Origin of the sequence: Streptomyces sp. 2-1, assembly GCF_048564895.1 — a bacterium.
Lineage (GTDB): Bacteria > Actinomycetota > Actinomycetes > Streptomycetales > Streptomycetaceae > Streptomyces > Streptomyces phaeochromogenes.
On sequence record NZ_CP183383.1, the window covers coordinates 7726956 to 7753890 of the forward strand.

Annotated in this window: 27 protein-coding genes; 18 read left to right on the forward strand and 9 right to left on the reverse strand. The window is 70.9% G+C overall.

Annotation, left to right across the window (positions count from 1 at the left end; translation table 11 throughout):
* Positions 1–94: 94 nt before the first annotated feature.
* Positions 95–811 carry an IclR family transcriptional regulator NdgR gene (ndgR, locus tag ACN20J_RS34085; RefSeq protein ID WP_189843598.1) on the reverse strand — a complete coding sequence of 239 codons (717 nt, stop codon included), beginning with the start codon at positions 809–811 and terminating at the stop codon, positions 95–97.
* 189 nt (positions 812–1000) lie between these two features.
* Between ndgR and leuC the strand changes: the two genes are divergently transcribed.
* The 4 genes from leuC to ACN20J_RS34105 all read left to right on the forward strand — a co-directional run bounded on the left by leuC (position 1001) and on the right by ACN20J_RS34105 (position 4340).
* Positions 1001–2425: a 3-isopropylmalate dehydratase large subunit gene (gene leuC, locus ACN20J_RS34090; protein WP_190232283.1), complete on the forward strand. Its 1425-nt coding sequence runs from the start codon at positions 1001–1003 to the stop codon at positions 2423–2425.
* A gap of 5 nt (positions 2426–2430) precedes the next feature.
* The gene (gene leuD / locus ACN20J_RS34095; RefSeq protein ID WP_361998956.1) at positions 2431–3024 is read left to right on the forward strand and encodes a 3-isopropylmalate dehydratase small subunit; all 594 of its coding nucleotides are present in this window, start codon (positions 2431–2433) and stop codon (positions 3022–3024) included.
* 302 nt (positions 3025–3326) lie between these two features.
* A complete protein-coding gene (locus ACN20J_RS34100; protein WP_055614012.1) occupies positions 3327–3557 on the forward strand; it encodes a hypothetical protein in 231 nt (76 codons plus the stop codon).
* Positions 3558–3695: 138 nt separating this feature from the next.
* On the forward strand, positions 3696–4340 hold the full coding sequence (locus tag ACN20J_RS34105; RefSeq protein ID WP_055614013.1) for an HU family DNA-binding protein: 645 nt from the start codon (positions 3696–3698) through the stop codon (positions 4338–4340).
* 66 nt (positions 4341–4406) lie between these two features.
* On the opposite strand, the gene ACN20J_RS34110 is transcribed toward ACN20J_RS34105, so the two are convergent.
* Both ACN20J_RS34110 and cofC read right to left on the reverse strand, forming a co-directional pair.
* Positions 4407–4619 carry a hypothetical protein gene (locus tag ACN20J_RS34110; protein ID WP_190232285.1) on the reverse strand — a complete coding sequence of 71 codons (213 nt, stop codon included), beginning with the start codon at positions 4617–4619 and terminating at the stop codon, positions 4407–4409.
* Positions 4620–4691: 72 nt separating this feature from the next.
* Positions 4692–5324, reverse strand: a complete 633-nt coding sequence (gene cofC / locus ACN20J_RS34115; RefSeq protein WP_190232286.1) for a 2-phospho-L-lactate guanylyltransferase — start codon at positions 5322–5324, stop codon at positions 4692–4694.
* 145 nt (positions 5325–5469) lie between these two features.
* Here cofC and ACN20J_RS34120 point away from each other — a divergent pair, with 145 nt between their 5' ends.
* From ACN20J_RS34120 to ACN20J_RS34130, 3 genes are all read left to right on the forward strand, one after another.
* Positions 5470–6333, forward strand: coding sequence for a lysophospholipid acyltransferase family protein (locus ACN20J_RS34120; protein ID WP_419667487.1), 864 nt, complete (start codon positions 5470–5472; stop codon positions 6331–6333).
* Complete coding sequence (locus ACN20J_RS34125; RefSeq protein WP_189843593.1) at positions 6330–7349, forward strand: NAD(P)H-dependent glycerol-3-phosphate dehydrogenase; 1020 nt, start codon at positions 6330–6332, stop codon at positions 7347–7349. The genes ACN20J_RS34120 and ACN20J_RS34125 overlap by 4 nt, the downstream gene beginning before the upstream one ends.
* A gap of 93 nt (positions 7350–7442) precedes the next feature.
* A complete protein-coding gene (locus ACN20J_RS34130; RefSeq protein ID WP_055614015.1) occupies positions 7443–8603 on the forward strand; it encodes a D-alanine--D-alanine ligase family protein in 1161 nt (386 codons plus the stop codon).
* A 43-nt stretch (positions 8604–8646) separates the two neighbouring features.
* On the opposite strand, the gene ACN20J_RS34135 is transcribed toward ACN20J_RS34130, so the two are convergent.
* Both ACN20J_RS34135 and ACN20J_RS34140 read right to left on the reverse strand, forming a co-directional pair.
* Entirely contained in the window at positions 8647–9156 is a 510-nt protein-coding gene (locus ACN20J_RS34135) for a DUF3515 domain-containing protein (protein ID WP_189843591.1), read from the reverse strand.
* 20 nt (positions 9157–9176) lie between these two features.
* Positions 9177–9410: an Lrp/AsnC ligand binding domain-containing protein gene (locus tag ACN20J_RS34140; RefSeq protein WP_055614017.1), complete on the reverse strand. Its 234-nt coding sequence runs from the start codon at positions 9408–9410 to the stop codon at positions 9177–9179.
* Positions 9411–9616: 206 nt separating this feature from the next.
* Here ACN20J_RS34140 and ACN20J_RS34145 point away from each other — a divergent pair, with 206 nt between their 5' ends.
* Positions 9617–10582: a thiamine-phosphate kinase gene (locus tag ACN20J_RS34145; protein ID WP_055614018.1), complete on the forward strand. Its 966-nt coding sequence runs from the start codon at positions 9617–9619 to the stop codon at positions 10580–10582.
* On the forward strand, positions 10579–11397 hold the full coding sequence (thiD, locus tag ACN20J_RS34150; RefSeq protein WP_419667488.1) for a bifunctional hydroxymethylpyrimidine kinase/phosphomethylpyrimidine kinase: 819 nt from the start codon (positions 10579–10581) through the stop codon (positions 11395–11397). Before ACN20J_RS34145 ends, thiD begins: the two co-directional genes overlap by 4 nt.
* Positions 11398–11510: 113 nt before the next feature.
* On the opposite strand, the gene rpmB is transcribed toward thiD, so the two are convergent.
* Entirely contained in the window at positions 11511–11696 is a 186-nt protein-coding gene (gene rpmB, locus ACN20J_RS34155) for a 50S ribosomal protein L28 (protein WP_004924906.1), read from the reverse strand.
* A gap of 248 nt (positions 11697–11944) precedes the next feature.
* Here rpmB and ACN20J_RS34160 point away from each other — a divergent pair, with 248 nt between their 5' ends.
* A complete protein-coding gene (locus ACN20J_RS34160) occupies positions 11945–13792 on the forward strand; it encodes a DAK2 domain-containing protein (protein WP_419667489.1) in 1848 nt (615 codons plus the stop codon).
* 113 nt (positions 13793–13905) lie between these two features.
* Here the strand turns inward: ACN20J_RS34160 and ACN20J_RS34165 are convergent, their stop codons facing one another.
* Together ACN20J_RS34165 and ACN20J_RS34170 are read right to left on the reverse strand one after the other, a co-directional pair.
* A complete protein-coding gene (locus ACN20J_RS34165; protein WP_419667490.1) occupies positions 13906–16854 on the reverse strand; it encodes a tetratricopeptide repeat protein in 2949 nt (982 codons plus the stop codon).
* Entirely contained in the window at positions 16851–18698 is a 1848-nt protein-coding gene (locus ACN20J_RS34170) for an HSP90 family protein (RefSeq protein ID WP_190232290.1), read from the reverse strand. Before ACN20J_RS34170 ends, ACN20J_RS34165 begins: the two co-directional genes overlap by 4 nt.
* 163 nt (positions 18699–18861) lie before the next feature.
* Between ACN20J_RS34170 and recG the strand changes: the two genes are divergently transcribed.
* The 8 genes from recG (at position 18862) to mutM (ending at position 26509) form a co-directional block, all read left to right on the forward strand.
* Positions 18862–21072, forward strand: a complete 2211-nt coding sequence (recG, locus tag ACN20J_RS34175; RefSeq protein ID WP_190232291.1) for an ATP-dependent DNA helicase RecG — start codon at positions 18862–18864, stop codon at positions 21070–21072.
* Positions 21073–21130: 58 nt separating this feature from the next.
* On the forward strand, positions 21131–21895 hold the full coding sequence (gene rsmD / locus ACN20J_RS34180; protein WP_419667491.1) for a 16S rRNA (guanine(966)-N(2))-methyltransferase RsmD: 765 nt from the start codon (positions 21131–21133) through the stop codon (positions 21893–21895).
* 26 nt (positions 21896–21921) lie between these two features.
* Positions 21922–22401 carry a pantetheine-phosphate adenylyltransferase gene (coaD, locus tag ACN20J_RS34185; RefSeq protein WP_364191107.1) on the forward strand — a complete coding sequence of 160 codons (480 nt, stop codon included), beginning with the start codon at positions 21922–21924 and terminating at the stop codon, positions 22399–22401.
* 110 nt (positions 22402–22511) lie between these two features.
* A complete protein-coding gene (locus ACN20J_RS34190) occupies positions 22512–23606 on the forward strand; it encodes a cell division initiation protein (protein WP_419667492.1) in 1095 nt (364 codons plus the stop codon).
* Between the two features lie 128 nt (positions 23607–23734).
* Complete coding sequence (locus tag ACN20J_RS34195; protein ID WP_189843584.1) at positions 23735–24388, forward strand: YceD family protein; 654 nt, start codon at positions 23735–23737, stop codon at positions 24386–24388.
* Positions 24389–24390: 2 nt separating this feature from the next.
* Positions 24391–24564 carry a 50S ribosomal protein L32 gene (rpmF, locus tag ACN20J_RS34200; protein ID WP_028802425.1) on the forward strand — a complete coding sequence of 58 codons (174 nt, stop codon included), beginning with the start codon at positions 24391–24393 and terminating at the stop codon, positions 24562–24564.
* Between the two features lie 19 nt (positions 24565–24583).
* Positions 24584–25498 carry a ribonuclease III gene (gene rnc, locus ACN20J_RS34205; protein ID WP_419667493.1) on the forward strand — a complete coding sequence of 305 codons (915 nt, stop codon included), beginning with the start codon at positions 24584–24586 and terminating at the stop codon, positions 25496–25498.
* Positions 25499–25648: 150 nt separating this feature from the next.
* Positions 25649–26509 carry a bifunctional DNA-formamidopyrimidine glycosylase/DNA-(apurinic or apyrimidinic site) lyase gene (gene mutM, locus ACN20J_RS34210; protein ID WP_419667494.1) on the forward strand — a complete coding sequence of 287 codons (861 nt, stop codon included), beginning with the start codon at positions 25649–25651 and terminating at the stop codon, positions 26507–26509.
* On the opposite strand, the gene ACN20J_RS34215 is transcribed toward mutM, so the two are convergent.
* The gene (locus tag ACN20J_RS34215) at positions 26482–26871 is read right to left on the reverse strand and encodes a winged helix-turn-helix transcriptional regulator (RefSeq protein ID WP_189843581.1); all 390 of its coding nucleotides are present in this window, start codon (positions 26869–26871) and stop codon (positions 26482–26484) included. The two genes, mutM and ACN20J_RS34215, sit on opposite strands and share 28 nt — an antisense overlap.
* Positions 26872–26935: the final 64 nt, after the last annotated feature.

Sequence of the window (26935 nt, forward strand, 5' to 3'; positions counted from 1 at the left end):
TGAGCGCCGGGTCGACGTCAACTCCTGTCGGTCGCTGCGGCGTTGAAGCGACCGTCGGGAGGAAGTCGGATCGGGCGTCAGCCCGCGACGCACGTCAGCCGGTGCGGCGCAGGGCCTCCGAGAGGCGGGTGGCCGCGTCGATGATCGCCTGGGCGTGCATCCGGCCGGGGTGACGCGTGAGGCGCTCGATCGGCCCGGAGACCGAGACGGCGGCGACCACGCGGTTCGACGGCCCGCGCACCGGTGCCGAGACGGACGCGACGCCCGGCTCGCGCTCGCCGATCGACTGGGCCCAGCCCCGGCGCCGTACCCCCGACAGGGCCGTCGCCGTGAAGCGGGCGCCCTGGAGGCCGCGGTGCAGACGCTCCGGCTCCTCCCAGGCCATCAGGATCTGGGCCGAGGAGCCGGCTTTCATGGTGAGAGTCGAGCCGACCGGGACCGTGTCCCTGAGGCCCGACAGGCGCTCCGCCGCGGCGACGCAGATGCGCATGTCGCCCTGGCGGCGGTAGAGCTGCGCGCTCTCGCCCGTGATGTCGCGGAGGTGGGTGAGCACCGGGCCCGCCGTAGCGAGGAGGCGGTCCTCGCCCGCGGCCGCGGCCAGCTCGGCGAGGCGGGGGCCGAGAATGAAGCGGCCCTGCATGTCGCGCGCCACCATCCGGTGGTGTTCAAGTGCCACGGCGAGGCGATGTGCCGTGGGTCGTGCCAGCCCGGTTGCCGCGACCAGCCCTGCGAGGGTGGCCGGACCGGACTCCAGGGCGCTCAGGACAAGGGCTGCCTTGTCCAGAACGCCGACGCCGCTACTGTTGTCCATGAAACGATACTCGCGTCTCACTCTGTGAAACGCAAGTTCAATTTTCCGTGGAACGCGCCACCCTGGTAGGTACAGCGGCCCGCGGACCAACGGGCCCGGCGGAGGGCGCCCGGTACGAGGGGTACGGGCGCGCCGCATCGGAAATCTCTAGTTGGGCCGGCGCCACACAGGCCGGCCGGAGGGAAAGCGATGGGTAGGACACTCGCGGAGAAGGTCTGGGACGACCACGTCGTCCGGCGCGCGGAGGGCGAGCCCGACCTTCTCTTCATCGATCTGCACCTGCTGCACGAGGTGACCAGCCCCCAGGCCTTCGACGGTCTCCGTCAGGCGGGGCGCCCGGTGCGCCGTCTCGACCTCACCATCGCGACCGAGGATCACAACACCCCGACCCTCGACATCGACAAGCCCATCGCGGACCCGGTCTCCCGCGTCCAGCTGGAGACGCTGCGCAAGAACGCCGCCGAGTTCGGTGTGCGCCTGCACTCGCTGGGCGACGTCGAGCAGGGTGTCGTGCACGTCGTGGGCCCGCAGCTGGGTCTGACCCAGCCCGGCACCACGGTCGTCTGCGGTGACTCCCACACCTCCACGCACGGCGCCTTCGGCGCGCTCGCGTTCGGCATCGGCACCTCCCAGGTCGAGCACGTGCTGGCCACCCAGACGCTGCCGCTGGCCCGCCCCAAGACCATGGCCATCACGGTCGACGGCGAACTGCCCGAGGACGTCACGGCCAAGGACCTGATCCTGGCGATCATCACCAAGATCGGTACGGGCGGCGGCCAGGGCTACATCCTGGAGTACCGCGGCTCCGCCATCGAGAAACTCTCGATGGAGGCCCGCATGACCATCTGCAACATGTCGATCGAGGCCGGCGCCCGCGCGGGCATGATCGCCCCGGACGAGACCACCTTCGCGTACATCAAGGGCCGCGCCCACGCGCCCGAGGGCGAGGACTGGGACGCCGCCGTCGAGTACTGGAAGACCCTGAAGACGGACGAGGACGCGGAATTCGACGCCGAGGTCGTCATTGACGGTGCCTCCCTCGCGCCGTTCGTCACCTGGGGCACCAACCCCGGCCAGGGAGCGCCGCTTTCGGCGTCCGTCCCCGACCCGGCTTCGTACGAAGACGCTTCGGAGCGCCACGCCGCCGAAAAGGCCCTGGAATACATGGGGTTGGAGGCCGGTCAGCCGCTGCGGGACATCAAGGTGGACACCGTCTTCGTAGGTTCGTGCACCAACGGCCGTATCGAGGACCTGCGCGCGGCGGCCTCGATCGTCGAGGGCCGCAAAGTCGCCGACGGCGTACGGATGCTGGTGGTCCCCGGCTCCGCGCGCGTCGGTCTGCAGGCCGTCTCCGAGGGCCTGGACCTGGTCTTCAAGGAGGCCGGCGCCGAATGGCGGCACGCGGGCTGCTCGATGTGTCTGGGCATGAACCCGGACCAGCTGGCCCCCGGTGAGCGCTCCGCGTCCACCTCCAACCGCAACTTCGAGGGCAGGCAGGGCAAGGGCGGCCGTACGCACCTGGTCTCGCCGCAGGTCGCCGCCGCCACCGCCGTGCTGGGCCATCTGGCCTCTCCCGCCGACCTGTCCGACGCCCCTGTGCCCGCTGGAGTCTGAGAGTCATGGAAGCATTCACCACGCACACCGGCCGGGCCGTCCCGCTGCGCCGCAGCAACGTGGACACCGACCAGATCATCCCTGCTCACTGGCTCAAGAAGGTGACCAGGGACGGTTTTGAGGACGGGCTCTTCGAGGCCTGGCGCAAGGACCCCTCCTTCGTCCTCAACCAGCCCGAGCGCACCGGCGCCACGGTCCTGGTCGCCGGACCCGACTTCGGTACGGGCTCCTCGCGCGAGCACGCCGTCTGGGCGCTGCAGAACTACGGCTTCAAGGCCGTCATCTCGTCCCGTTTCGCGGACATCTTCCGCGGCAACTCGCTCAAGAACGGCCTGCTCACAGTGGTTCTGGAGCAGAAGATCGTGGACGCGCTGCAGGAGCTCACCGAGAAGGACCCCGAGGCCCCGGTCACGGTCGACCTGGAGGCCCGTGAGGTGCGTGCCGAGGGCATCACGGCCGCCTTCGAGCTCGACGAGAACGCCCGCTGGCGGCTGCTGAACGGGCTGGACGACATCTCCATCACCCTGCAGAACGAGGCGGACATCTCCGCGTACGAGTCCAAGCGGCCCTCGCACAAGCCGCGGACCGTGCAGGTGTGATCGCCTTCGGGGCTCCGAACCCCTTCGGAACCGATCGGAGTCGCACCCCACAAGGCTGATTCCAGCCAGCGCAACAGGCCTCTGTACCCCCAATCGTGGACGGTTGGGGGTACATCTGTGTCTGCCTCCGGAAGGGGTGTTCAGGACTTTGCGATTGGCCTCAACTGCCCTTGTTTCAAGGGGCTTTGATGGGGTAGCCGACTCTCGGCAGAGCCTTGTGGGGAGGTGCGCAGGAGGCCCTCGGGAGGCGGTAGTTACCCCCTGCGCAGGCGACAACTCGCCCCAGATGGCACAATCTGTGCATGGAACACGACGGCCAACTCGAGCTCTATGCGGCAGTCGCGTCCCAACTCAAGGAAGCGCACACAAGGGTGCGCGCACTGCAAGTCCCGGAGGGCGTACGGATGGCGCTGACCCGGAAGCTGCTGGTCATTACGGCCGTGGCCAAGCACGATCTCGCCGATGCGACAAGGCGGCTGGAGCGGTTCACGACGGACCTCGACGAGGGCCGAATCCCCGAAGAGGAACGCTGAAGAACTTCGCAACAGCCCCAGTTCGTTGCGGCACAAGGGTGATTAGCCCGTTTCGTGTTTGATTTGCGGTATATATCTGCCTAACGTGCGAAAAAGCTTGAACACTTTCGTTCTGGCAATGTCTCCGAAGGGGAAGACGTGAACAAGGCGCAGCTCGTAGAAGCGATTGCCGACAAGGTCGGCGGGCGTCAGCAGGCCGCGGAAGCGGTCGACGCCGTACTGGACGCCATCGTGCGTGCAGTTGTCAGCGGGGACCGGGTGTCGGTCACCGGCTTCGGTTCCTTCGAGAAGGTGGACCGTCCGGCCCGTTACGCCCGCAACCCGCAGACCGGGGAGCGCGTTCGGGTCAAGAAGACCTCGGTGCCGCGCTTCCGTGCGGGCCAGGGCTTCAAGGACCTGGTGAGCGGCTCGAAGAAGCTGCCGCGCGGTGGCGAGGTCGCGGTCAAGAAGGCCCCGAAGGGCAGCCTGTCCGGCGGTGCTTCCGCGACGGTCAAGAAGGCCGCCGCCAAGAAGGCCACCGCGAAGAAGGCCGCGGCGAAGAAGACCACCGCCAAGAGGACCGTCGCGAAGAAGACGACGGCCAAGAAGACCACGGCGACGGCCAAGAAGACGACCGCCAAGAAGACCTCGGCGGCCGCCAAGAAGACCACGGCCAAGAAGACCACCGCGAAGAAGGCGGCGGCCAAGAAGGCCCCGGCGAAGAAGGCCGCGGCGAAGAAGGCGCCGGCCAAGAAGTCGGCGGCCCGCAAGACCACCGCCAAGAAGGCCACCGCCCGCAGGTAGACAGGGGCGCTGGGATACTCACGCGCCGGGCCGGGCTCCCTCTGGGGAGCCCGGCCCGCGGCGTGTTCAGAACGTTTGCAGTGTGATGAGTGTGATGCGCCGGGACTTGTCCTCGCCGTCCCCGCCCTCGACCTCGATCCGCACGCGTTGACCCGGGCGGAGCAGTCGGAGGCCGCCTCTGTCGAACGCCGGGGCGTCGAAGGGGACGGGGGTGCCGTCGTCCAGCAGTACCTGGCCTGTGCGGGTTTCTGGGTCGTATGTGTACGCGGTCGCCTGCATGGGGGAAGGGTATGCGGTTTGTTCGGGGGAGGAGCCGCGGGCGGCAACAGCCCCGCGCTCCTGAAAGGCCGGTTACGCCGCTTTGAGGCGTTCCACCGCCGCCGCCGTGCGCGGGCCCACGCCCAGTGCCAATGCCGCTCGGAGATCCGCGCCCGTGTCCACGTCCTGGCGTACGGAGGGCACGTCGGGCAGGAGGAGTTCCGCGGCGCCCGAGGCGCGGTGGCGGGAGCGGGAATCGGGGCCGAATGCGGGGAGCAATTCGCGGTTCGGGGACGCGGCCAGGAGAGTGGTGCCGATTCCGGCGGCGTCCGGGAGGAAAGCGCGGGGGAATTCGGCTGCCGCGTCGAGGACCCGGGCCAATTCAAGAGTGCGCAGGGCGGGCAGATCGGCGTTCAGGGCCGCCAGCGGACTTCGCGGGCTTCTGGTGCGTACGACCGAGGCGGCGTGCGCCAGGGCGGCGTTGAGGCCGCCCCCGGGCTCGTCCGGGACGATGCGGGCGCCCAGGGCCGCCAGCTCGCGTCCGGCCAGCACATCACCCGTGACTACGGCCACATCCCCGACCGCCGGGCAGGCCAGCGCCGCGGCCACCGTGTCCTGCGCGAACGCCAGGGCGAGCCCCGGGCGCAGACCGTCGGCCGCGGTGTCCGAGAGCCTGCTCTTCGCCCGCGACAGGGCTTTCAGGGGTATGACCAAGGTCCACTGCACGTGCGCTCCGTCCCTCCCTCGTCGCGCCCATTCTGACCCGGGCACCCTGGCGGGCCGGTGGCCGGGGCGTACGGTGTTCTCGACAGACAGGCGGCCTGGAGCGACACTTGTGCGGCCCCCCAGGCCACAGGAGGAAGGTGTACGCGTGTCCCGCCGCAGAATCGGCTTCTGGTACCGCTTCGCAGCGGTTCTCTGCAAACCGCCGCTGATGGTTCTGATCAAGCGGGACTGGCGCGGAATGGAGAACATTCCTGCCGAGGGCGGATTTATCACCGCGGTGAACCACAATTCCCACGTGGATCCGTTCGCGTACGGGCACTTTCAGTACAACACGGGTCGGGTTCCGCGATTCCTCGCCAAGAGCAGTCTTTTCAAGAAGGGCTTCGTCGGGGCGGCCATGCGCGGGACCGGGCAGATCCCGGTGTACCGCGAGAGCACCGACGCGCTCAGCGCGTATCGCGCCGCGATCGACGCCGTGGAGCGCGGGGAGTGCGTCGCGTTCTATCCCGAGGCCACCCTGACCCGCGACCCCGACCTGTGGCCGATGACCGGCAAGACGGGTGCCGCGCGGGTCGCGCTGCAGACCAGGTGCCCGGTGATTCCGGTGGCCCAGTGGGGCGCCAACCACCTGCTGGCCCCGTACGCCAAGAAGCCCGACCTCTGGCCGCGCAAGACGCATCAGGTGCTCGCGGGCCCGCCCGTGGACCTCTCGCGCTTCTACGACAAGGAGATGACCCCCGACCTCCTGAAGGAGGCGACCGAGGTCATCATGGCCGCGATCACCGCGCAGCTGGAGCTGATCCGCGGCGAGAAGGCGCCCGCGACGCCGTACGACCCGCGCCAGGTGCGGATCGAGCAGCGGCGCAGGACGCGGGGCAAGGAAGAGGCGCGGGTGCAGGAAGAGCAGGAAACCGCTGCGCAGGAGAAGACGGCGCAGGGAAACACCGCGCCGGAGAACGCCGTGCGGGAAATGACCGAGGTTGAGCACGAAAAGGGGCACGGCAAGTGACGACATCCGGCAAGCCCGTCAAGGCGGCCGTCTTCGGGACCGGATCGTGGGGCACGGCCTTCGGCATGGTGCTCGCCGACGCCGGGTGCGACGTGACGCTGTGGGGACGGCGGGCCGAGCTCGCCGAAGCGGTCAACTCCACCCACACGAACCCCGACTACCTGCCGGGCATCGAACTGCCGGAGAACCTGCGGGCCACCACGGACGCCGCCGAGGCCGCCCACGACGCCGACTTCACGGTGCTCGCCGTGCCCTCCCAGACGCTGCGCGGAAACCTCGCGGACTGGGCGCCGCTGCTCGCCCCCGGCACGGTCCTCGTCTCCCTGATGAAGGGCGTCGAACTCGGCTCCGCCATGCGGATGAGCGAGGTCGTCGAGGACGTCTCGAAGGTCGGCGCCGACCGGATCGCCGTGGTCACCGGGCCCAACCTCGCCCGTGAGATCGCCGCCCGCATGCCGGCCGCCGCCGTGGTCGCGTGCAGCGACGAGGCGGTGGCCCAGCGACTCCAGGCCGCCTGCCACACGCCGTACTTCCGCCCCTACACCAACACCGACGTGGTCGGCTGCGAACTGGGCGGCGCCGTCAAGAACGTCATCGGTCTCGCCGTCGGCATCGCGGACGGCATGGGGCTCGGCGACAACGCCAAGGGGTCCCTGATCACACGGGGGTTGGCGGAGACGACCCGGCTCGGACTCGCCATGGGCGCCGACCCGCTGACGTTCTCCGGGCTCGCGGGCCTGGGCGACCTCGTGGCGACCTGCTCCTCGCCGCTCTCGCGCAACCACACCTTCGGCACCAACCTCGGCAAGGGCATGACCCTCCAGGAGACCATCGCGGTCACCAAGCAGACCGCCGAGGGCGTCAAGTCCTGTGAATCCGTACTGGACTTGGCGCGCCGGCACGGCGTCGACATGCCCATCACGGAGACCGTCGTCGACATCGTCCACGACGGCAAGCCCCCGGTCGTCGCCCTCAAGGAAATGATGTCGCGCAGCGCCAAGCCCGAACGACGCTGAGCTACCCCCGTCCACTCGGCGCGCCCCTTCGGCTCATTCGCGGGCCGAGGCGCGCTGACTCAGGGCCTTACCAACGGGTACTCTCAACGCGATATGAGCACTGAGAACCTTCCCCAGAGCCCTGAGCAGCAGCCGCCTCGCAAGCCGCGCGTGGCCGTCGTCTTCGGCGGGCGCAGCTCCGAACACGGGATCTCCATGGTCACCGCCGGAGCCGTACTGCGGGCCATCGACCGGACCAAGTACGACGTCCTGCCGATCGGAATCACCCGGGAAGGCCGCTGGGTGCTCACCGCGGACGAACCGGAGCGCATGGCGATCACCGAGCGTCGTACGCCCGACGTCGAGGAACTCGCCGAGTCGAGCGAGGGCGGCGTGATCCTGCCCGTCGACCCCGCCAACCGCGAAGTCGTCTACAGCGAGCCCGGATCGGTCCCCAAGGCGCTCGGCGAGGTCGATGTCGTCTTCCCGATGCTGCACGGCCCGTACGGCGAGGACGGCACCCTCCAGGGCCTCCTGGAGCTCTCCGGTGTCCCGTACGTCGGCTCGGGCGTGCTCGCCTCGGCCGTCGGCCAGGACAAGGAGTACATGAAGCGGGTCTTCATCTCCTTCGGGCTGCCGGTCGGCCCGTACGTGGTGATCCGCCCCCGCGAGTGGGAGCTCGACGAGTCGACGGCCCGCAAGAAGATCATCGACTTCGCGGGGGAGCACGGCTGGCCGCTCTTCGTGAAGCCCGCGCGCGCGGGGTCCTCGATCGGCATCACCAAGGTCGACGACCTGTCCGGCCTCGACGAGGCGATCGCGGCGGCCCGGCAGCACGACCCGAAGTTCCTCGTGGAGGCGCTGCTGCGCGGCCGCGAGATCGAGTGCGGGGTCCTGGAGTTCGAGGACGGCCCGCGTGCCTCCGTACCGGCCGAGATCCCGCCGGTGCAGTCGCACGACTACTACGACTTCGAGGCGAAGTACATCGACTCGACGCCCGGTCTCGTGCCCGCCCCGCTGACCCCCGAACAGACCGCCGAGGTCAGGCGCCTGGCCGTCGAGGCCTTCGACGCCGCCTCCTGCGAGGGCCTGGTCCGCGCGGACTTCTTCCTCACCGAGGACGGCACCTTCGTCATCAACGAGATCAACACCATGCCCGGCTTCACGCCCATCTCCATGTACCCGCAGATGTGGGAGGCGACGGGAGTGCCGTACCCGGAACTGGTCGACCGCCTGATCCAGGCGGCACTGCGCAGGTCCACGGGCCTGCGCTGAGGTTATTGGTTTCTACGGGCGCGGGGCTCCGACCGGGGCCGTCTCAGTCGGCGATCCCCTTGGGGATCGCCTTCTTGATGGCCCCCGCCACGTCGACGAGCACAGAGGCGGTGTCCCGCCCCTCAGGCACGGTCACCTCGACATACGCCAGACGCTGGGCGGAGGTGAAGCGGGTCGACCCGTCGTCCCGCTTCTCCATCAGCCAGCCCACCCCGTTCACCCCGCCGCCGACCGCGTCGGGGTCACCGCCCTCGGCGACCTTGGGGTCGACCATCTTGGGCGGCCGCTGTACACCACAGCGCAGTATGATCGCCGGGCTTCCCCAGCCCGCGGTCAGCGCGGACCGGGGCTCGGGATCCTCCCGGTCGAGTCCGTCCACCTTCGCCGGCAGCGACTTGTCCAGGTTCTGACACAGCTCGGTGGCCTTCGTGCCCGGACTGGGAACCGCGGTCCGGGTGTTGTCGTCTGCTGAGGAGCAGCCTGTGGCCGCGATCAGCAGAACGAGGGCGGGCAGCCCGGGATAAGAGAAGCGCCGGTGACGGAAGAAGTCCACCGGCCAAGGGTAGACGGGGGCTACAGGTGCACGACCGGGCAGGTCAGCGTACGCGTGATGCCGTCCACTTGCTGGACCTTCGCGACCACCATGCGGCCGAGATCGTCCACTGTGTCGGCCTGGGCCCGCACGATCACGTCGTACGGTCCTGTCACATCCTCGGCCTGGATCACCCCTTGTATCTTGCTGATCATTTCGGCGACGGTCGACGCTTTGCCGACCTCCGTCTGGATCAGGATGTACGCCTGTACCACGGAACCTCCAGGGCGGCCACGAGGATCATGTGGGGAAAAGGAACGCCACGGTATCGCGTCGCCGCGCGCCGCGGGGAGACCCGCGGGGGCAGGGGCCCCCGCGAAGGGGTGCACGGACCGCACAGGTTGACGGTCGAAACGACCGTACCCAGGTCGGAGGCGGCCCGCGACCGGGCGGACGCAGCAACAAAAGGAGACGTACAACGATGAAGGGCACCGTGGGCGAGTTGGGGGAGTTCGGGCTCATCAAGGAGCTCACCTCACGGCTCACCACCACTCCGGCGGTACGCGTCGGGCCGGGCGACGACGCCGCCGTGGTGGCCGCCCCCGACCGCAGGGTCGTGGCGAGCACCGACATCCTCCTGGAGGGTCGGCACTTCCGTCGCGACTGGTCCACGGCGTACGACGTCGGTCGCAAGGCGGCCGCGCAGAACCTCGCGGACATCGCCGCGATGGGCGCCGTGCCGACCGCGCTGCTGCTCGGCCTGGTCGTCCCGGCCGAACTTCCGGCCACCTGGCCGTCCGAGCTGATGGACGGCATCCGCGACGAGTGCCAGGTCGCCGGCGCGGCCGTGGTCGGCGGCGATGTCGTACGCGGCGACACGATCACCGTGGCGATCACCGCGCTCGGCGATCTGCGCAACCACGAGCCGGTCACGCGCGCGGGCGCCCAGCCCGGTGACGTGGTGGCCGTGACGGGCTGGCTGGGCTGGTCCGCGGCCGGGCACGCCGTGCTCTCCCGCGGCTTCCGCTCGCCGCGCGCCTTCGTCGAGGCCCACCGGCGTCCCGAACCGCCGTACCACGCGGGCCCCGCCGCCGCCGGGCTCGGCGCGACCTCGATGACGGACGTCAGCGACGGGCTGATCGCCGACCTCGGGCACATCGCCGAGGCCAGCAAGGTGCGCATCGACGTCCGCTCCGGCGCCGTCGACATCCCCACTCAGATGAACGACATCGGTCAGGCCGTCGGCGTCGACCCGCTCCAGTGGGTGCTCACCGGGGGCGAGGACCACGCGATCGTGGCGACCTTCCCGCCGGACGTGAAACTGCCCGCCCGCTGGAAGGTGATCGGCGAGGTCCTCAACCCGTCGGCGCTGCCACAGGTCACCGTCGATGGGGCGCCCTGGACCAGCAAGGGCGGCTGGGACCACTTCGCGGACATCGAGTCATGAGTGCCTCGTCCCGTGCGAGCGCCCCGCCCAGGGTCCTGACGGTCGCGGGTTCCGACTCCGGTGGCGGCGCCGGGATCCAGGCCGACCTGAAGACGATGCTCGCGCTCGGCGTGCACGGCATGAGCGTGCTCACCGCCGTCACCGCGCAGAACTCCCTCGGCGTACAAGGCGCTTGGGAACTGCCGGTGGAGGCGGTGCGCGCGCAGTACCGCAGTGTGGTCGACGACATCGGCGTCGACGCGGTGAAGACAGGCATGCTCTCCTCGGCCGAACTCGTCGAGACCGTCGCCGAGTTGATCGGCGGCACGGCCGTGCCCTCCGTCGTCGACCCGGTCGGTGTCTCCAAGCACGGCGACTCGCTGCTCGCCGCGTCCGCGCTGGATTCCGTACGCACGAAGCTGCTGCCCGTCGCGACGGTGGCGACGCCGAACCTCGACGAGGTGGCCCAGCTGACGGGTGTGGAGGTCGAGTCGGAGGACGGGATGCGGCGAGCGGCGGCGGCCGTGCTGGCGTACGGGCCGACGTGGGTGCTGATCAAGGGCGGCCACCTCAGCGGCGACGCCGTCGATTTCCTCACGGACGGCTCGGAGGAGCACTGGCTGAGGGCGCCCCGGTTCGACAACCGGCACACACATGGCACGGGGTGCACCCTCGCGAGCGCCATCGCTTCGGGGCTGGCGAAGGGGCAGTCGGTGCCGGAGGCGGTCACGGCGGCGAAGGAGTACGTCACCGGGGCGATCGCGGCCGGCTTCGCGCTGGGCGCCGGGATCGGGCCGGTGGATCATGGGTGGCGGCTCGGGACGGGCGGGGCGTAAACGCTTGCGCAATCGTTTACGTCGTTGATTGCGGACACAGCAAAAAGCCGGTCCACCGTGAAGTGGACCGGCTTTGAGCAGCGAACCAGCAGTGGCCGCGCGCTAGCAGATCGTCAGCGCGAGACCTTGCCGGCCTTGATGCACGAGGTGCAAGCGTTCACGCGCTTCGGCGTCCCGCCCACTACGGTACGAACGCGCTGGATGTTCGGGTTCCAGCGACGGGGCGTACGGCGGTGAGAGTGCGAGATGTTGTTGCCGAAGCCCGGCCCCTTGCCGCAGACGTCGCAGTTGGCAGCCACGGGTCACTCCAAAGACTTCAGATGCTCTTACGGATGATCCCGGCATGCCGGGATCAAGATCTAGGATCTGAGTGGCGGTGCCAGGAGGAAGGCCCGATCGGATCGGGCAACCGGAGCAGCATACAACGACTGCGTCCGTACAACGAAACTACCATGGCTGGCCCGGGGACCTGGCCCGGCCCTCTTCCGGTGGGGACCTGACCGGGGTCTACGCTGCGTCGGACGTTCGGCTGCTCAAGGAGGCGCAGGTGCCGCAGGTGCCGCAGAGACTGGACGCGTCCGCGGTGCGTGCATGGTGCGGCTTCGCGCTGCGGGCGCTCGGCCGCGCGCGCGAGGAGATCGACGCGATCAACGTGTATCCCGTGGCGGACGGGGACACCGGCACCAATCTGTACCTGACGGTGGAGTCGGCGACCGCGGCGGTCGAGGCCGTCTTCGCGGGTCACGCCGCTCTTGCGGGCGGCAAGGAAGCTCCAGGTGGGCCGGAAGCCTTGGATGGCCGGGAAGCCCTGGACGGGCACGAAGCCGTCACTGGGCAGGCGGTCTCTCCAGGCCGGGCGCCCGAGGGGCCCGCCCTCGCCGACGCGGTCCACGCGATGGCGCACGGCGCGCTCATAGGGGCCCGGGGGAACTCCGGGACGATCCTCGCGCAGCTCCTGAGGGGCATGGCCCAGGTGCTCGCCGCCGACAGTGACGCGACACACACCGACGGGCAGGGCCTGCGGCTCGCCCTCCGGCGTGCGGCCGACTCGGCTCGGCAGGCCGTCGTGCACCCGGTCGAGGGCACGGTCCTCACGGTCGCCTCGGCCGCCGCCGACGCGGCCTCCGGCGCCGAGGGCGACTGCGGGGCGGTCGCGCGTGCGGCGTACGAGGGCGCGCGTGCGGCGCTCGCGGCGACTCCCGGGCAGCTGGCGGTCCTGGAGCGGGCAGGGGTGGTCGACGCGGGCGGACGCGGGCTCGTGGCCGTACTGGGCGCGCTGGTGGAGACGTTCACGGGCGAGGCGCCCGCCGCGGCGGCGGTGCCGGTTCTCGCGGGGCACGCGCGCGTGGGGGCGGATTCGGGTGCGACGGGGCTCCACGCGCGCGTGGACGCCGCCGTGACGGAACCTCTCGGAGAGCTCGGAGAGGTGGGGGAGTGCGCGGACGGAACCCCCGCTCCTGAAGAGGGCGGGCCCGCCTTCGAGGTGATCTACCTCCTGGAGGCGGAGGACGCGGCGGTGGCGCGGCTGAGGGACCGGCTCGACGCGCTCGGCGACTCGCTCGTCGTGGTCGGCGGGGACGGTCTGTGGAACGTCCATGTGCACGTCGACGACGCCGGCGCGGCCGTGGAGGCGGGCGTCGAGGCCGGGCGGCCGTACCGGATCCGGATCACGCACTTCGGGCTCGACGACGCGCACACGACGGGCGCCGGGAGCCGGCCGGTCCGGGAGCGGGTCGAGCGCGCGGTCGTCGCCGTCGTCCCCGGAGAGGGCCTCGCGGGGCTCTACGCCGAGGCAGGGGCCACCACCGTGCTCGCGCGCCCCGGGGAGCCGCCCGCCAGCGGTGAGCTCGTCGAGGCCGTACGGCGGGCCCACGCGCGCGAGGTGGTGCTGTTGCCGAACGACGCCGAGCTGCGCCACACCGCCGCCGCGGCGGCCGAGCAGGCCCGCGCCGAGGGCGTGCGGGTCGCGCTGATCCCCACCCGGTCCGCGGTGCAGGGCATCGCGGCACTGGCCGTGCACGAGCCCGGGCGGCGCTTCGACGAGGACGTCGTCGCGATGACCTCGGCCGCCGGTGCGACCCGGTACGCCGAGGTCGAGGTCGCGGAACGCCAGTCCTGGACGATGGCCGGCATCTGCCAGGCCGGCGACATCCTCGGCCTCATCGAGGGCGACGTCGCCGTGATCGGCTCCGACGTCACGGCCACCGCCGAGGCGGTCCTGAACCGCATGCTCGCGGCGGGCGGCGAGATGGTCACCCTGGTCCTCGGCGACGAGGCCCCCGACACGATCGCGGCCCACCTCGAATCCCGCGTCCGTGAGTCCTACCTGGCCGTGGACACGGTCGTGTACAGGGGCGGCCGGCAGGGGGCCCTGCTGCTGATCGGCGTGGAGTAGGCGGCCTTCCGCACCCCGAAAGGGGCGCGGGCCTCTGGCGTGTGCCGCTCCGCAGCGTGGGCGCGACCAGCCACAGGGGGCCCGCAGACAAGGACCGGCCCCCAAGCGGAGCCCTACGCCGTCGACTCCGTCGCCCGCAACAACCGCTCCGCCTCGGCCCGCCGGGCCACCACCGTCTCGTCCGAGCCGTCCCCCTCGGCATACGCGGCGAGGACCTCACGCGCGCGTGCCGCCGCCCAGCCGGGGTGTTCGAGGTCCGCCTCCAGCCACCCGGCGGCGAGTTGGGCGCCGGTACGGCTGTGCAGGGCGTCCTCGCCGAGGGAGAGGAAGCCCGCGACGGCCAGCGTGACGTGGGCCAGGGCCTCTTCGAACAGGGCGTAGATCGCCTCGTCGTCGGCGTCGTCGGGCGCGGAGCGGGCGACCAGGTCGCCGAACTGCCGGTGCGTCTGGGCGAGTTCGGCGACGAGCTGCTCGCGCGCCTCGTCGTCCTCGCGCGCCTCGTCCTCGCACACGCGGACCGCTTCGCCCATCAACTCACGTGCAGTGTCGAGCCCCGAGCCCTCCTCGCGGACCGCGAGCCACGCCCGCGCCCGCAGGGAGCGGATCAGCCCGTGGACGTTGCCGAGGGACCGCCAGAGGTCACCGGCGCGCGCGTAGGCCTGCTCCGCCTCGGGGAGCAGCTCCGCGTGGCCGAGGGCCTCCGCGGCGAGATGGGCGAGCATCGCGTGGTCGTGCTGCTCGGGCCAGTGCCGGGCGATCTCGGCCGCCTGGAGCCAGTGTTCGGCGGCCTCGCGGTGTTCGCCGAGTTCGGTGAGACAGTCGCCGAGCCACCAGTGGGTCTGCACGATCGCCCCGTCGCCGTGCGTCTGCGCGCTCAGCTCGGGCAGCGCCGACTCCAGGACCTCCGCGGCCTCGGCCCAGCGCCCCTGCCGCAGCAGGAAGCCACCGAGCTGATGTCTGGCCCAGGCGCCGAGCGTGGGCCCCTCGCCGCCCTCGTCGGCCCAGTGCGACGCCTCCAGGGCGTGGTCGGCGGCGGGCCCGAACTGCCCGGTGGCGCCGAGTATCTCGGCCAGCTGGAGGTGCAGTTGGGCGTGACCGGTCGGCTCCAGGAAATCCGCGCCGTGCTCCAGCGCTGCCCGGGCCGCGCGCTCGGCCGCCTCGGCGTCGCCCAGGTGACGTGCGATCCCGGTGAGCCGGGCCTCGTACTCCACCGCGAACCACGGCAGCCCGGCCGCCACGAACGCCTCCGAGCCCCGCGTGAGCAGCTCCGCCGCCCTCTCCGCGTCCCCGGCGTGCGCCGCGAGCTCGCCGAGCATGGCCTGCGCCTCGGCGGCCCGGGAGGCGACCAGGACGTTGTTTCCGGCCTCCGGCTCGGCTAGGGCAAGCAGCTCCCGTGCGGCCGTCTCCGCGGCGGCCAGGGCCTCGGTACCGTCTCCCGCCCCGTTCGTCTCCGCCGCCTCGTGCACCCGCTGCAGCAGGATGCGCGCCCGTCCCACCAGCACCGAGGCGGCCTGCTGGACACCGGTCCCGCCCTCCGCGTAGAGGGCGAGCACCCGCTCGTACGGCTCCGAGACCGCGGCCAGCGCCTCGCGGGTCCGGCCGGAGAGGGCCAGTACGTACGCTCCACGCGCGCGTGCCGCCAGGGCCTCGCCCGGGTCGCCCGCGGTCTCGTACAGCTCGGCGGCGCGGGCGAACAGTTCCACGCCCTCGGGGCCGAGGCCCATCGCCTCGTGGTCGGCCAGCTCCGCGCGGTCGCGGGGAGTCAGGTCCTCGTCGTCGGCCGCCTCCGCGACCGCGGCCCAGGCCGCGACGGAATCCGGGTGCAGGGCGGCCGACAGCCGGCGTGCCTCGGCGAGCAGCGCGGCCAGGTCCGGCCCGGCGTCGGCGGTGGCATCCGTGGACGGGGCGGGCGCGGGCCGCACGGGAGCGGCCACGGTCGGTGTCGCGCGTATGCCCAGGGGCAGCCGCTCCACCAGCGGCGACTGGTCCATGCGCTCCCGGACGCGTCCGCTCACGTACGCCGTGCCGTTGCGCTCGTCGAAGCGGCCCGCCAGCGAAAGGGCCTCCACGCGCGCGTGGGCGGCGAGTTCGGCCGCGGTCCAGGTGCGGCCGGCCGGTCCGGGCACGGTCTGCGCGCCGAGCCCGAGCGAGGTCAGCCGGTCCGTCAGCAGGGCGACCACGGCCAGGAAGTCCATCCGGCTGCGCGGTTCCCCGGCGTCCGTGAAGTAGGCGGGACGTTCCGCCAGCAGCTCCAGGGCCCGTGCCTCGTTGCCGGTGAGCGCGCAGAACTCCACATGGTCCGCGTACGCGCCGCGCATGCTCTCCATGGGGCGTACGAGCCGGAAACCGCGCAGATGGTGGGCCCGCGCCTCGTCCAGACGGCCCAGCCGCAGCAGGGGCAGCAGCGAGGACGCGAGGACCGCGTGCGGCTCGTGGGCGCAGGTGTACTCGCCCTCCAGGACGGGCCGCCACAGCTCCAGGGCCTCGGCCTCGGAGCCCTGCTCGGCCCGCCACCAGCCCTGGTCGTGCAGTTCGCAGGCGTGGCAGTCGGCCATGCTGTCCCGGTCCGCGGCCAGCCACGCGGTGTACGCCCGCTCGGCCCGCGCCAGGTCCCCGATGGACCGCGCCACCGTGAACTCGGTGCTGCGGACCGCCCGTTCGGAGTGACCGGCGAGGCGGTAGCGGTGCTCCATCTCGCCGAGCCACTTCTCGATGGAGGCGAGCGGCACGTGCGGCTGGCCGACCATTCCGGAGGACACCCACTTGAAGACCCAGTGCAGGGAGTGGGTCTCGTACTCGTCGAAGTCCTCGGGTCGTTCGTCCCACATGCGCAGCAGGCGCGCGAAGGGGACGAACATCCGGTCCTTCTCGGAGCTGTAGTTGTAGACCTTCAGCTGGTGGCCGAGCGCCTCGATCACGGCGAGCGGGATGTTCAGCTTCTCGGCCTTGGCGAGCAGGAGTTCCGCGCGCGCGTTGCGGGCCGGGCCCTCCGGCTGCTCGTAGTTCTCCTGCATCGCCCGGCGCAGCGCGTCGAAGTCCATGTTTTCACCGGTCCGGCTCATCGGGGGCCCTCCTCCGGGGTGTCGCTGTGGGTGGCCCACTCCAGGAGGCCGATGAACGCCCGGTTCAGAAGAGCCGAGTCCGCCGGTCGCAGCGGGCGCTGCGCCATCAGCAGGGCCTGGCCGTAGAGGGACTCCGTCGCCGTCCCGATCAGCTCCCGGTCGTCGAGCGAACTGATCTTCCGGATCAGCGGGTTGAGGTGGTTGAGCACCAGCCGCGCGCGCGGGGCGCTGCCCCGCAGCGAGCCGAGAATGCCGGCCCACAGGTCGTCGGCCTGCTCCTCGGCCTCCGCGCGCGCCTGTTCGTGGCGGGCCGCCCGGTCGTCCAGGTGCAGCGCGGGCACGGAGAGGGGATGGAAGGCCCGCAGGACCACATCGCACCCCAGGGGGTCGAGTTTGGCCCGCGCGGCCCCCAGAAAGGCGGACAGGGCCAGCTCCACCGCCGGGTCGACCGAGTCCAGATGCGCGGTCACCGTGTCGGCGTCCAGCTCCGCCACGACCGTCCCGGGCCGCACCGAGGGCAGCGCCTCGACCAGCTCGCTGTCGTACGTGTAGCCGCCGTTGACCACGCCCACGCCCTGCGCGGACGCGATCGGCGCGACCTGGCGGTACTCCTCCACGGACCGCGTGAAGTGCACCACCGGGTGCCGCTGGGCGAACTCCTCCAGGGACAGCTGCCCGTCGGTCGTCTCGAAGGGCAGCCACGGCAGCATCGTGCGCAGCATCTCGCTGTCGTGCCGCGCCAGGGACTTCACGCCCAGGTGGTGCACCGACAGGAAGGCCGCGAGCCGCTCGGGGTCACCGGCCGCGAGCCCCGTCAGCCAGGCCCTGATCCGCTCGCCCAGCGCCTCCCGTACGCCCGCCAGCGCCTCGTCCTCGTACAGCGCCTCCCGGGACGCGGTCGGCCGCAGGCTGTCCGTGTCGAGGACGCAGCGCACGAAGAACGCCCAGTCGGGCAGCAGCTGTTCGGCCCGCTCGGTGAGCAGCATGCCCTTCAGGTGCACGCGATGACCGGCGCGCTGGGCGGGACTGACCGCGGACGGCAGCACGTACGCCACCCCGCGTATCCCCGCGAGCGGCACATCCAGGTCGATCGAGTCCAGCGGCGTGAACCCGAACAGGTCGTGGCAGTGCCGCCCCAGGGCCACCCTTCGGGAGACGGGGCTCGGATACGCGCGGTCCCAGGGCGCCGGAAGGTCCGTGACCGCCTCGTCGCCCACCCGTACGTCGTACGGAAGCAGCGATCCGAAGTCCCGGGCCAGCGAGCGGACCCGCTCCTCGGACAGCCAGTCGGCGGCGCCCGGACGCGCCACCAGGTACACGGTCGTACCCGGCTCGGGGCGGGCCTCGTGAGGCAGCGTACGGACCGTGTACGAGCCGTCGTCGGCCGCCGTCCACTCCACGGGCGGTGCGTCCGGCGTACGGGCGCTGCGGCTGACCACCCGGATGCGCTCGGCGACCACGAAGCAGGCGAGCAGGCCGATGCCGAACTGGCCTAGGAAGTCGGAGCGCGCCGACTCCAGGCCCTCCGCCCGCTTGGAGCTGCGGCCGATGGTCGCCAGGAGGCTGTGCACGTCCGTCTCGGTGAGCCCGATCCCGGAGTCCTCCACACGAAGGGCACCGCCCGGGCCGCCCTCGACGAACAGCCGCACCAGGGCAGGCGCGTCGGGCTGCTCGGCACGCCGGGCGGTGATCGCGTCCACGGCGTTCTGCAGCAGCTCGCGCAGATAGACCTTGGGGCTGGAGTAGAGGTGGTGGGAGAGAAGGTCCACGAGGCCGCGCAGGTCGACCTGGAACGTATGGGGTGACTGGGAGCCTTGAGCTGACTGTGAGATCTGGGAGTCCATCGTCGCTGCGCCGGTGGGGGGACGTGCGACGGCGCGGGGTCGGGCGGTCCCAAGAGGAGGTGACCGCGAACAGGGCCGGAGCCGGACATCCTAGGCCCCGAACCAGCCGTCTGACCAGCGGATTTCCAGGACGTATACGGCATTGTCAGTGCGGTGGTGTGCAATGGATCTCGTGCCCGCGCTCGAAGAACCACTGAAGAAGGTGCTCGGACCCGCCACCGCGAAGGTGATGGCCGAGCACCTCGGCCTGCACACCGTCGGCGACCTCCTGCACCACTATCCCCGCAGGTACGAGGAGCGCGGCCAGCTCACCCACCTCGCAGACCTGCCCCTGGACGAGCATGCGACGGTGGTCGCCCAGGTCGCCGACGCCCGCCTGCTCACCTTCTCCTCGCCCAAGGCCCCCCGGGGCAAGGGCCAGCGCCTCGAAGTGACCATCACGGACGGCAGCGGCCAGCTCAAGCTGGTCTTCTTCGGCAACGGCGTGCACAAGCCCCACAAGGAGCTCCTGCCCGGCACCCGCGCGCTGTTCGCGGGCAAGGTATCCGTCTTCAACCGCCGCCTCCAACTGGCCCACCCGGCATACGAGCTGCTGCGCGGCGAGGACGTGTCCGAGACGGTGGACACCTGGGCGGGCGCCCTCATCCCGCTCTATCCCGCCACCGCCAAGCTGGAGTCCTGGAAGATCGCCAAGGCGGTCCAGACGGTGCTGCCGAGCGCCCAGGAGGCCACCGATCCGCTGCCGGAGTCCCTGCGGGCCGGCCGCGGTCTGGTCCCCCTCCCCGAGGCCCTGCTGAAGATCCACCGCCCGCACACCAAGGCGGACATCGAGGACGCCCGCTCCCGCCTGAAGTGGGACGAGGCCTTCGTCCTCCAGGTGGCCCTGGCCCGCCGCCGTCACGCGGACGCCCAACTGCCCGCCGTGGCAAGGAAGCCCAAGAAGGACGGCCTGCTGACCGCCTTCGACGCCAAGCTGCCCTTCACCCTCACCGAGGGCCAGCAGAAGGTCTCCAAGGAGATCTTCGACGACCTGGCCACCGAGCATCCGATGCACCGGCTGCTGCAGGGCGAGGTGGGCAGCGGCAAGACGATGGTGGCCCTGCGCGCCATGCTCGCCGTCGTCGACGCGGGCGGTCAGGCGGCGATGCTCGCGCCCACCGAGGTGCTCGCCCAGCAGCACCACCGGTCGATCACCGAGATGATGGGGGAGCTGGCCGAGGGCGGCATGCTCGGTGGCGTCGAGCACTCCACCAAGGTGGTGCTGCTCACCGGATCCATGGGGGCGGCGGCGCGGCGGGAGGCACTGCTCCACCTGGTCACCGGCGAGGCCGGGATCGTCATCGGCACGCATGCGCTGATCGAGGACAAGGTGCAGTTCCACGACCTGGGCCTGGTCGTGGTGGACGAGCAGCACCGGTTCGGCGTCGAGCAGCGAGACGCCCTGCGCGGCAAGGGCAAACAGCCCCCGCACCTCCTCGTGATGACGGCCACCCCGATCCCGCGCACGGTCGCGATGACCGTCTTCGGCGACCTGGAGACGTCCGTCCTGGACCAGCTCCCCGCCGGCCGCTCACCCATCGCCAGCCATGTCGTCCCGGCCGCCGACAAACCCCACTTCCTCTCGCGCGCGTGGGAGCGCGTGCGAGAGGAAGTGTCCAACGGCCATCAGGCGTACGTGGTCTGCCCGCGGATCGGTGACGAGGACGACGACCCGAAGAAGTCCAAGAAGAAGCCGTCCCCGGAGGACGAGGCCGAGAAGCGCCCGCCCCTCGCGGTCCTCGATGTCGCCGACCAGCTGGCCAAGGGCCCGCTCCAGGGCCTCAAGGTCGAGGTCCTGCACGGCCGTATGCCCCCGGACGACAAGGACGCCGTGATGCGCCGCTTCGCCGCGGGGGAGACGGACGTGCTGGTCGCCACGACGGTCATCGAGGTCGGGGTGAACGTCCCGAACGCCACCGCGATGGTGATCATGGACGCCGACCGTTTCGGCGTCTCCCAGCTCCACCAGCTGCGCGGCCGCGTCGGCCGTGGCTCCGCCCCGGGCCTCTGCCTCCTGGTCACCGAGATGGCCGAGGCCAGCCCCGCCCGCCAGCGGCTGACCGCGGTCGCCTCCACCCTCGACGGCTTCGAGCTCTCCCGCATCGACCTCGAACAGCGCCGAGAGGGCGATGTCCTCGGCCAGGCCCAGTCCGGCGCCCGCACCTCACTGCGGATGCTCGCCGTCATCGACGACGAGGAGATCATCGCCGAGGCCCGCGAGGAGGCCTCCGCGGTCGTCGCGTCCGACCCGGACCTGGAACACCTCCCCGGCCTGCGCACAGCCCTCCAGGCCTTGCTGGACGAGGAAAGGGAGCAGTACTTGGAGAAGGGCTGAGGACACGGGCGCGCCCCGTCGGCTGCGTCCCGATGTCTGAGCCCCTGGCTGCGCTTCCATGGCCGGGCTCCCATGGCCGCGCCCCAAAGGGGCGCGGGGAACTGCGCACTCCAGCCCTACCCACCCGCACCTACCCAGAACACGAACACCCCCACCCCGCAGCCCAGAAAACGCACCCCCCACCCCCGCCTGCAAGACTGGGGTCCGTGACCGTCCCCTCCCGCAAGGACCCCAGATGACCCGCGTGATCGCCGGCACGGCCGGCGGACGACGCCTGGCAGTCCCACCGGGCACCGGCACGAGGCCCACCTCGGACCGGGCCCGCGAGGGCCTGTTCTCCACCTGGCAGTCCCTGCTCGGCGGCCCCCTGGAAGGCGACCGCGTCCTCGACCTGTACGCGGGCTCCGGCGCCGTCGGTCTGGAGGCGCTGAGCCGCGGCGCCGGCCACACCCTCCTCGTGGAGGCAGACGCCCGCGCGGCCCGCACCATCCGGGAGAACGTGAAGGCGCTGGGTCTCCCGGGCGCCGAGGTCAGGCCGGGCAAAGCGGAACAGATCATCCGCACGGCGGCGCCGGCAGCCCCGTACGACCTCGTCTTTCTCGATCCTCCGTACGCCGTCACGGACGACGATCTTCGGGAGATCCTGCTCACACTCCGCTCCGGGGGCTGGCTCGCGGGCGAAGCGCTCGTCACCGTTGAACGCAGTACTAGAGGCGGCGAATTCCGGTGGCCCGACGGCTTCGAGGCATTGAGGTCCCGTCGCTACGGCGAGGGAACGTTTTGGTACGGTCGCGCCGCCTCTACGTGCGAAGACGCACGATGACCGGACCGGAGAGCGAGGGATCTCAAGTGCGCCGCGCCGTCTGTCCCGGGTCGTTCGACCCGATTACCAACGGACATCTCGACATCATCGCCCGAGCCTCCAAGCTGTACGACGTCGTGCACGTCGCGGTGATGATCAACCAGTCCAAGAGGGGCCTGTTCGAGATCGAGGAGCGGATCGACCTGATCCGCCAGGTCACCGCGGAGTTCGGCAACGTCGAGGTGGAGTCCTTCCACGGCCTCCTCGTCGACTTCTGCAAGGAGCGCGACATCCCGGCCATCGTCAAGGGCCTGCGCGCGGTCAGCGACTTCGACTACGAGCTGCAGATGGCCCAGATGAACAACGGCCTCTCCGGCGTCGAGACCCTCTTCGTCCCGACCAACCCCACCTACAGCTTCCTGTCCTCCTCGCTGGTCAAGGAGGTCGCGACCTGGGGCGGCGACGTCGCCCACCTGGTGCCGCCGATCGTCCTGGAAGCCCTCAGGGAGCGTCTGAAGAAGGACTGACGGCGCTCCGGAAACCTGACAGTGCGTCACCCGGTGTCGGGAGGGGCGGGTGTGGTCGTACAGTCGATGCGTCCGTCTCCATCACAGCTGTAGAGAGTGGCGAGCACACGGTGGACGTGCAGAAGAAGCTCGATGAGATCGTCTCGGCGGTCGGCAGCGCCCGTTCCATGCCCATGTCGGCCTCGTGCGTGGTCAACCGCGCCGAGCTCCTCTCCCTGCTCGAAGAGGTGCGCCAGGCGCTGCCCGGCTCCCTCGCCCAGGCCCAGGAGCTGATCGGCGGCCGGGAGCAGATGGTCGAGCAGGCCCGCCTGGAGGCCGAGCGGATCATCGAGTCCGCGCACGCCGAGCGCGGCAGCCTGATCTCCGACACCGAGGTCGCCCGCCGCTCGCAGAACGAGGCGGACCGCATCCTCTCCGAGGCCCGCAAGGAAGCCGAGGACGTCCGCGCCGAGGCCGACGAGTACGTCGACTCCAAGCTCGCCAACTTCGAGGTCGTCCTCACCAAGACCCTCGGCTCCGTCGGCCGAGGCCGCGAGAAGCTCCTGGGCACGGGCCCCGGCACCGACGAGCAGGGCTACGAGGACGAGGACGCTCCCGAGCGCAGCCACGACCCGGAGACCCTGCGCCGCAACGCCGACGAGTACGTCGACGTCAAGCTCGGCGCCTTCGAGGCCGTGCTCGCCAAGACCCTGGACGCCGTCGGCCGCGGCCGTCAGAAGCTGCACGGCCGGATCGCCAGCGACGACCTCGGCGACCTGGGCGGCTTCGCCGAGGACGGCAACGCGCAGCACACCACCGACGCCGAGTACCTGGACGGCCTCTCGGACCTCTCCGAGCGCCCCGCCCAGCCGGCCGCCGTCCAGCCCCAGGCCCCGGCGGTCCCGGCCCAGCAGCAGTACGCCCAGCAGGACGCGTACGCCTACCAGCAGCAGACCGCCGATCCGTACGGCTACCAGCAGCAGTACGCGCAGCAGGACGGATACGGCTACCAGCAGCAGACCGCCGATCCGTACGCCGCCTATCCGCAGCAGCAGGGCTACGACCAGCAGGCCGCGTACGACCCGAACATGCAGCAGGCGTACGGCCAGTCCCCGCAGGCTCCCCAGCCGCAGCAGGCACAGGCCAACGCCCTCGACGAGACCAGCCTCTTCGACACCACCATGATCAGCGCGGAGCAGCTCAGGGCGTACGAACAGGGGCGCTGAGGCCGGATTGGGCCGAGAGCGAAAGGTCCAGTACCCTGGTTCTTCGGTCGCGTGTACGTCCGCGATCAACGCTGCCCGGGAAGCACCGAAGGGCGGCGCCCCACAGAGTTTCAAGATCGAAAGCAGGAATGGCCCTGAACGCCCGCCTCGACCACCGCAACCCTCTCGTGTTCGACACACACGAGCTGGGGCGGCGTCCTGGCGCGCTGCAGCGCCTGACCCGTGAGATCGACGCTCCCAAGGATTTCGGTATCCAGGGAGTCATCGGAGTGCCGGAAGGCGCCCCGGTGAAGCTCGGACTCCGCCTTGAGTCGGTCATGGAAGGTGTGCTTGTCACAGGCACCGCCCGTGCACAGGCCAAGGGGGAGTGCGTAAGGTGTCTGGAGCCGGTCGAGCAGCAGCTCGAAGCGGATTTCCAGGAGATGTTCTCGTACCCTGACGCCGACGACCGGGGCCGTGTGAAAGCGGAGCCGGCCGACGACGCCGAGGACGACGAGGACACGCTCTTCATCGAGGACGGCTTGTTCGACCTCGAACCCGTGCTGCGTGATGCGGTGGTGCTCGCACTGCCGATGCAGCCGGTGTGCCAGGACGACTGCCCCGGCCTGTGCTCCCAGTGCGGAGCCCGGCTCGCGGACGACCCGGACCACCACCACGACGCCGTCGACATCCGTTGGGCGGCACTGCAGGGACTCGCCGGTTCACTCGAAGACGGCGAGAAGGACGAAATGGGTGGCGAAGCGCCTCGATCGGCGCGCGCCAACGAGAAGCAGGAGAAGTAGCCGTGGCTGTTCCGAAGCGGAAGATGTCGCGCAGCAACACGCGCCACCGCCGGTCGCAGTGGAAGGCTGCGGTCCCCACCCTGGTTGCGTGCGAGCGCTGCCACGAGCCCAAGCAGCAGCACATCGCCTGCCCTGCTTGCGGCACCTACAACAAGCGCCAGGTCCTCGAGGTCTGAGCGGCTGGTGAGAGGCTTCATGTCTGACGCCAAGGCGGACGTAAACGCCAAGAAAAAGGCGGACAACACAGCCTCGTCCCACACGCTTCTGGAAGGGCGGCTCGGGTACAAGCTCGAGTCCGCCCTTCTGGTGCGTGCACTGACCCACCGTTCGTACGCGTACGAGAACGGCGGTCTGCCCACGAACGAGCGCCTGGAGTTCCTCGGGGACTCCGTGCTCGGCCTCGTGGTCACGGACACGCTGTACCGAACCCACCCCGACCTGCCTGAAGGCCAACTGGCCAAGCTGCGGGCCGCGGTGGTCAACTCGCGTGCGCTTGCGGAGGTGGGCCGCGGGCTCGAACTCGGCTCCTTCATCCGGCTCGGCCGGGGCGAAGAGGGCACGGGCGGCCGGGACAAGGCATCCATCCTCGCCGACACCCTTGAAGCGGTGATCGGCGCTGTCTATCTCGACCAGGGTCTCGATGCGGCGGGCGAACTCGTCCACCGTCTCTTCGACCCGCTGATCGAGAAATCCTCGAATCTGGGAGCGGGCCTGGACTGGAAGACCAGTCTCCAGGAGCTCACGGCGACCGAGGGGCTCGGCGTGCCCGAGTACCTGGTCTCCGAGACCGGCCCGGACCACGAGAAGACCTTCACTGCTGCTGCCCGCGTCGGAGGCGTCTCGTACGGCACCGGCACCGGCCGCAGCAAGAAGGAGGCGGAGCAGCAGGCCGCGGAGTCCGCGTGGCGTGCGATCCGCTCCGCCGCGGACGAACGCGCGAAGGTGGCGAAGGCCACGGCGGAGGCCGAGGCGTCCGCAGCGGCCAAGGCTTCCGTGGAGGCCGAGGCTGTCGCGGCAGCCGAAGCCTCCGCAGCGGCTGAGAAGGCCGCCGCAGCCGAGGAGGCCGTCGAGGCCTCCTCGACGGCGGCATCCGACACCGCTTCCGCCTGACCGATCCGCAGTTCAGTGCTGTGACCGATCGCCCGTCCCCCGTTCGAGGGGGCGGGCGATCGTGCTCGGGGGCGCCGACGGTACGCTGCGGGCGCGCGGCCCCGGTCCGGGGCGCCCGAGTCATCGGCCCACGCATCCGGAGGAGACGCCGTGCCCGAACTGCCCGAGGTCGAGGTCGTACGACGGGGCCTCGAACGCTGGGTCAGCGGACGCATCGTCGCCGACGTCCAGGTGCTGCACCCGCGTGCGGTGCGCCGGCACATCGCGGGCGGTGAGGACTTCGGGGCCCGGCTCAAGGGGCACCGGATCGGGCTGCCCCAGCGTCGCGGCAAGTACCTCTGGCTGCCGCTCGCCGACTCCCCGAGCGCCGTTCTCGCACACCTCGGGATGAGCGGGCAGCTCCTCGTCCAGCCGCAGGACGCCGCCGACGAGAAGCATCTGCGCATCCGCGTCCGGTTCGAGGACGCCCTCCACACCGAGCTCCGTTTCGTCGACCAACGGACCTTCGGCGGGCTGTCGTTGCACGAGACCACCCCCGACGGGCTGCCCGACGTCATCGCGCACATCGCCCGCGACCCGCTGGACCCGCTGTTCGACGACGACGCGTTCCACGAGGCGCTGCGGCGTCGGCGTACGACCGTCAAACGCGCCCTGCTGGACCAGTCGTTGATCAGCGGCGTCGGCAACATCTATGCGGACGAGGCGCTTTGGCGTGCGCGGCTGCACTACGAGCGCCCCACCACCGGGTTCACGCGCCCGCGCACGGCCGAACTCCTGTGCCACGTACGGGATGTGATGAACGCGGCCCTCGCCGTCGGCGGCACCAGCTTCGACAGCCTCTACGTCAACGTGAACGGGGAGTCGGGTTACTTCGACCGCTCGCTCGACGCGTACGGCAGGGAGGGCGAGCCGTGCCGGCGCTGCGGCACCCTGATGCGGCGCAGGCCCTGGATGAACCGGTCCAGCTACTTCTGCCCCCGCTGTCAGCGTCCGCCGCGCGCCGTGTCGTAGCGCTCGCGCGCTCCCAGTACGTCGTCCATGTGTCCCTGCACGAAGTGGATGAGGGACAGCAGCCGCTCGGCGACCTCGCGGCCCAGCGGCGTCAGTTCGTAGTCCACCCGCGGCGGGTTCGTCGGCTGGGCCTCGCGGTGCACCAGGCCGTCGCGCTCCAGCGCGTGCAGGGTCTGGGACAGCATCTTCTCGCTGACGCCGTCCACGCGCCGGCGCAGTTCGTTGAAACGGAACGAGCCCTCGTACAGCGCCCCCAGCGTGAGCGCGCCCCAGCGCCCCGTGACGTGCTCCAGCGTGCCCCGGGACGGGCACGCCTTGGAGAACACGTCGAACTCGAAGTCCGGTCGCTCCGTCAGGTCCATCCGCCCAGAATACTCGGCGCAGCGCAAACCGAAGAGGGGGCGCTAACTTTTCGCTAGCGCCCCC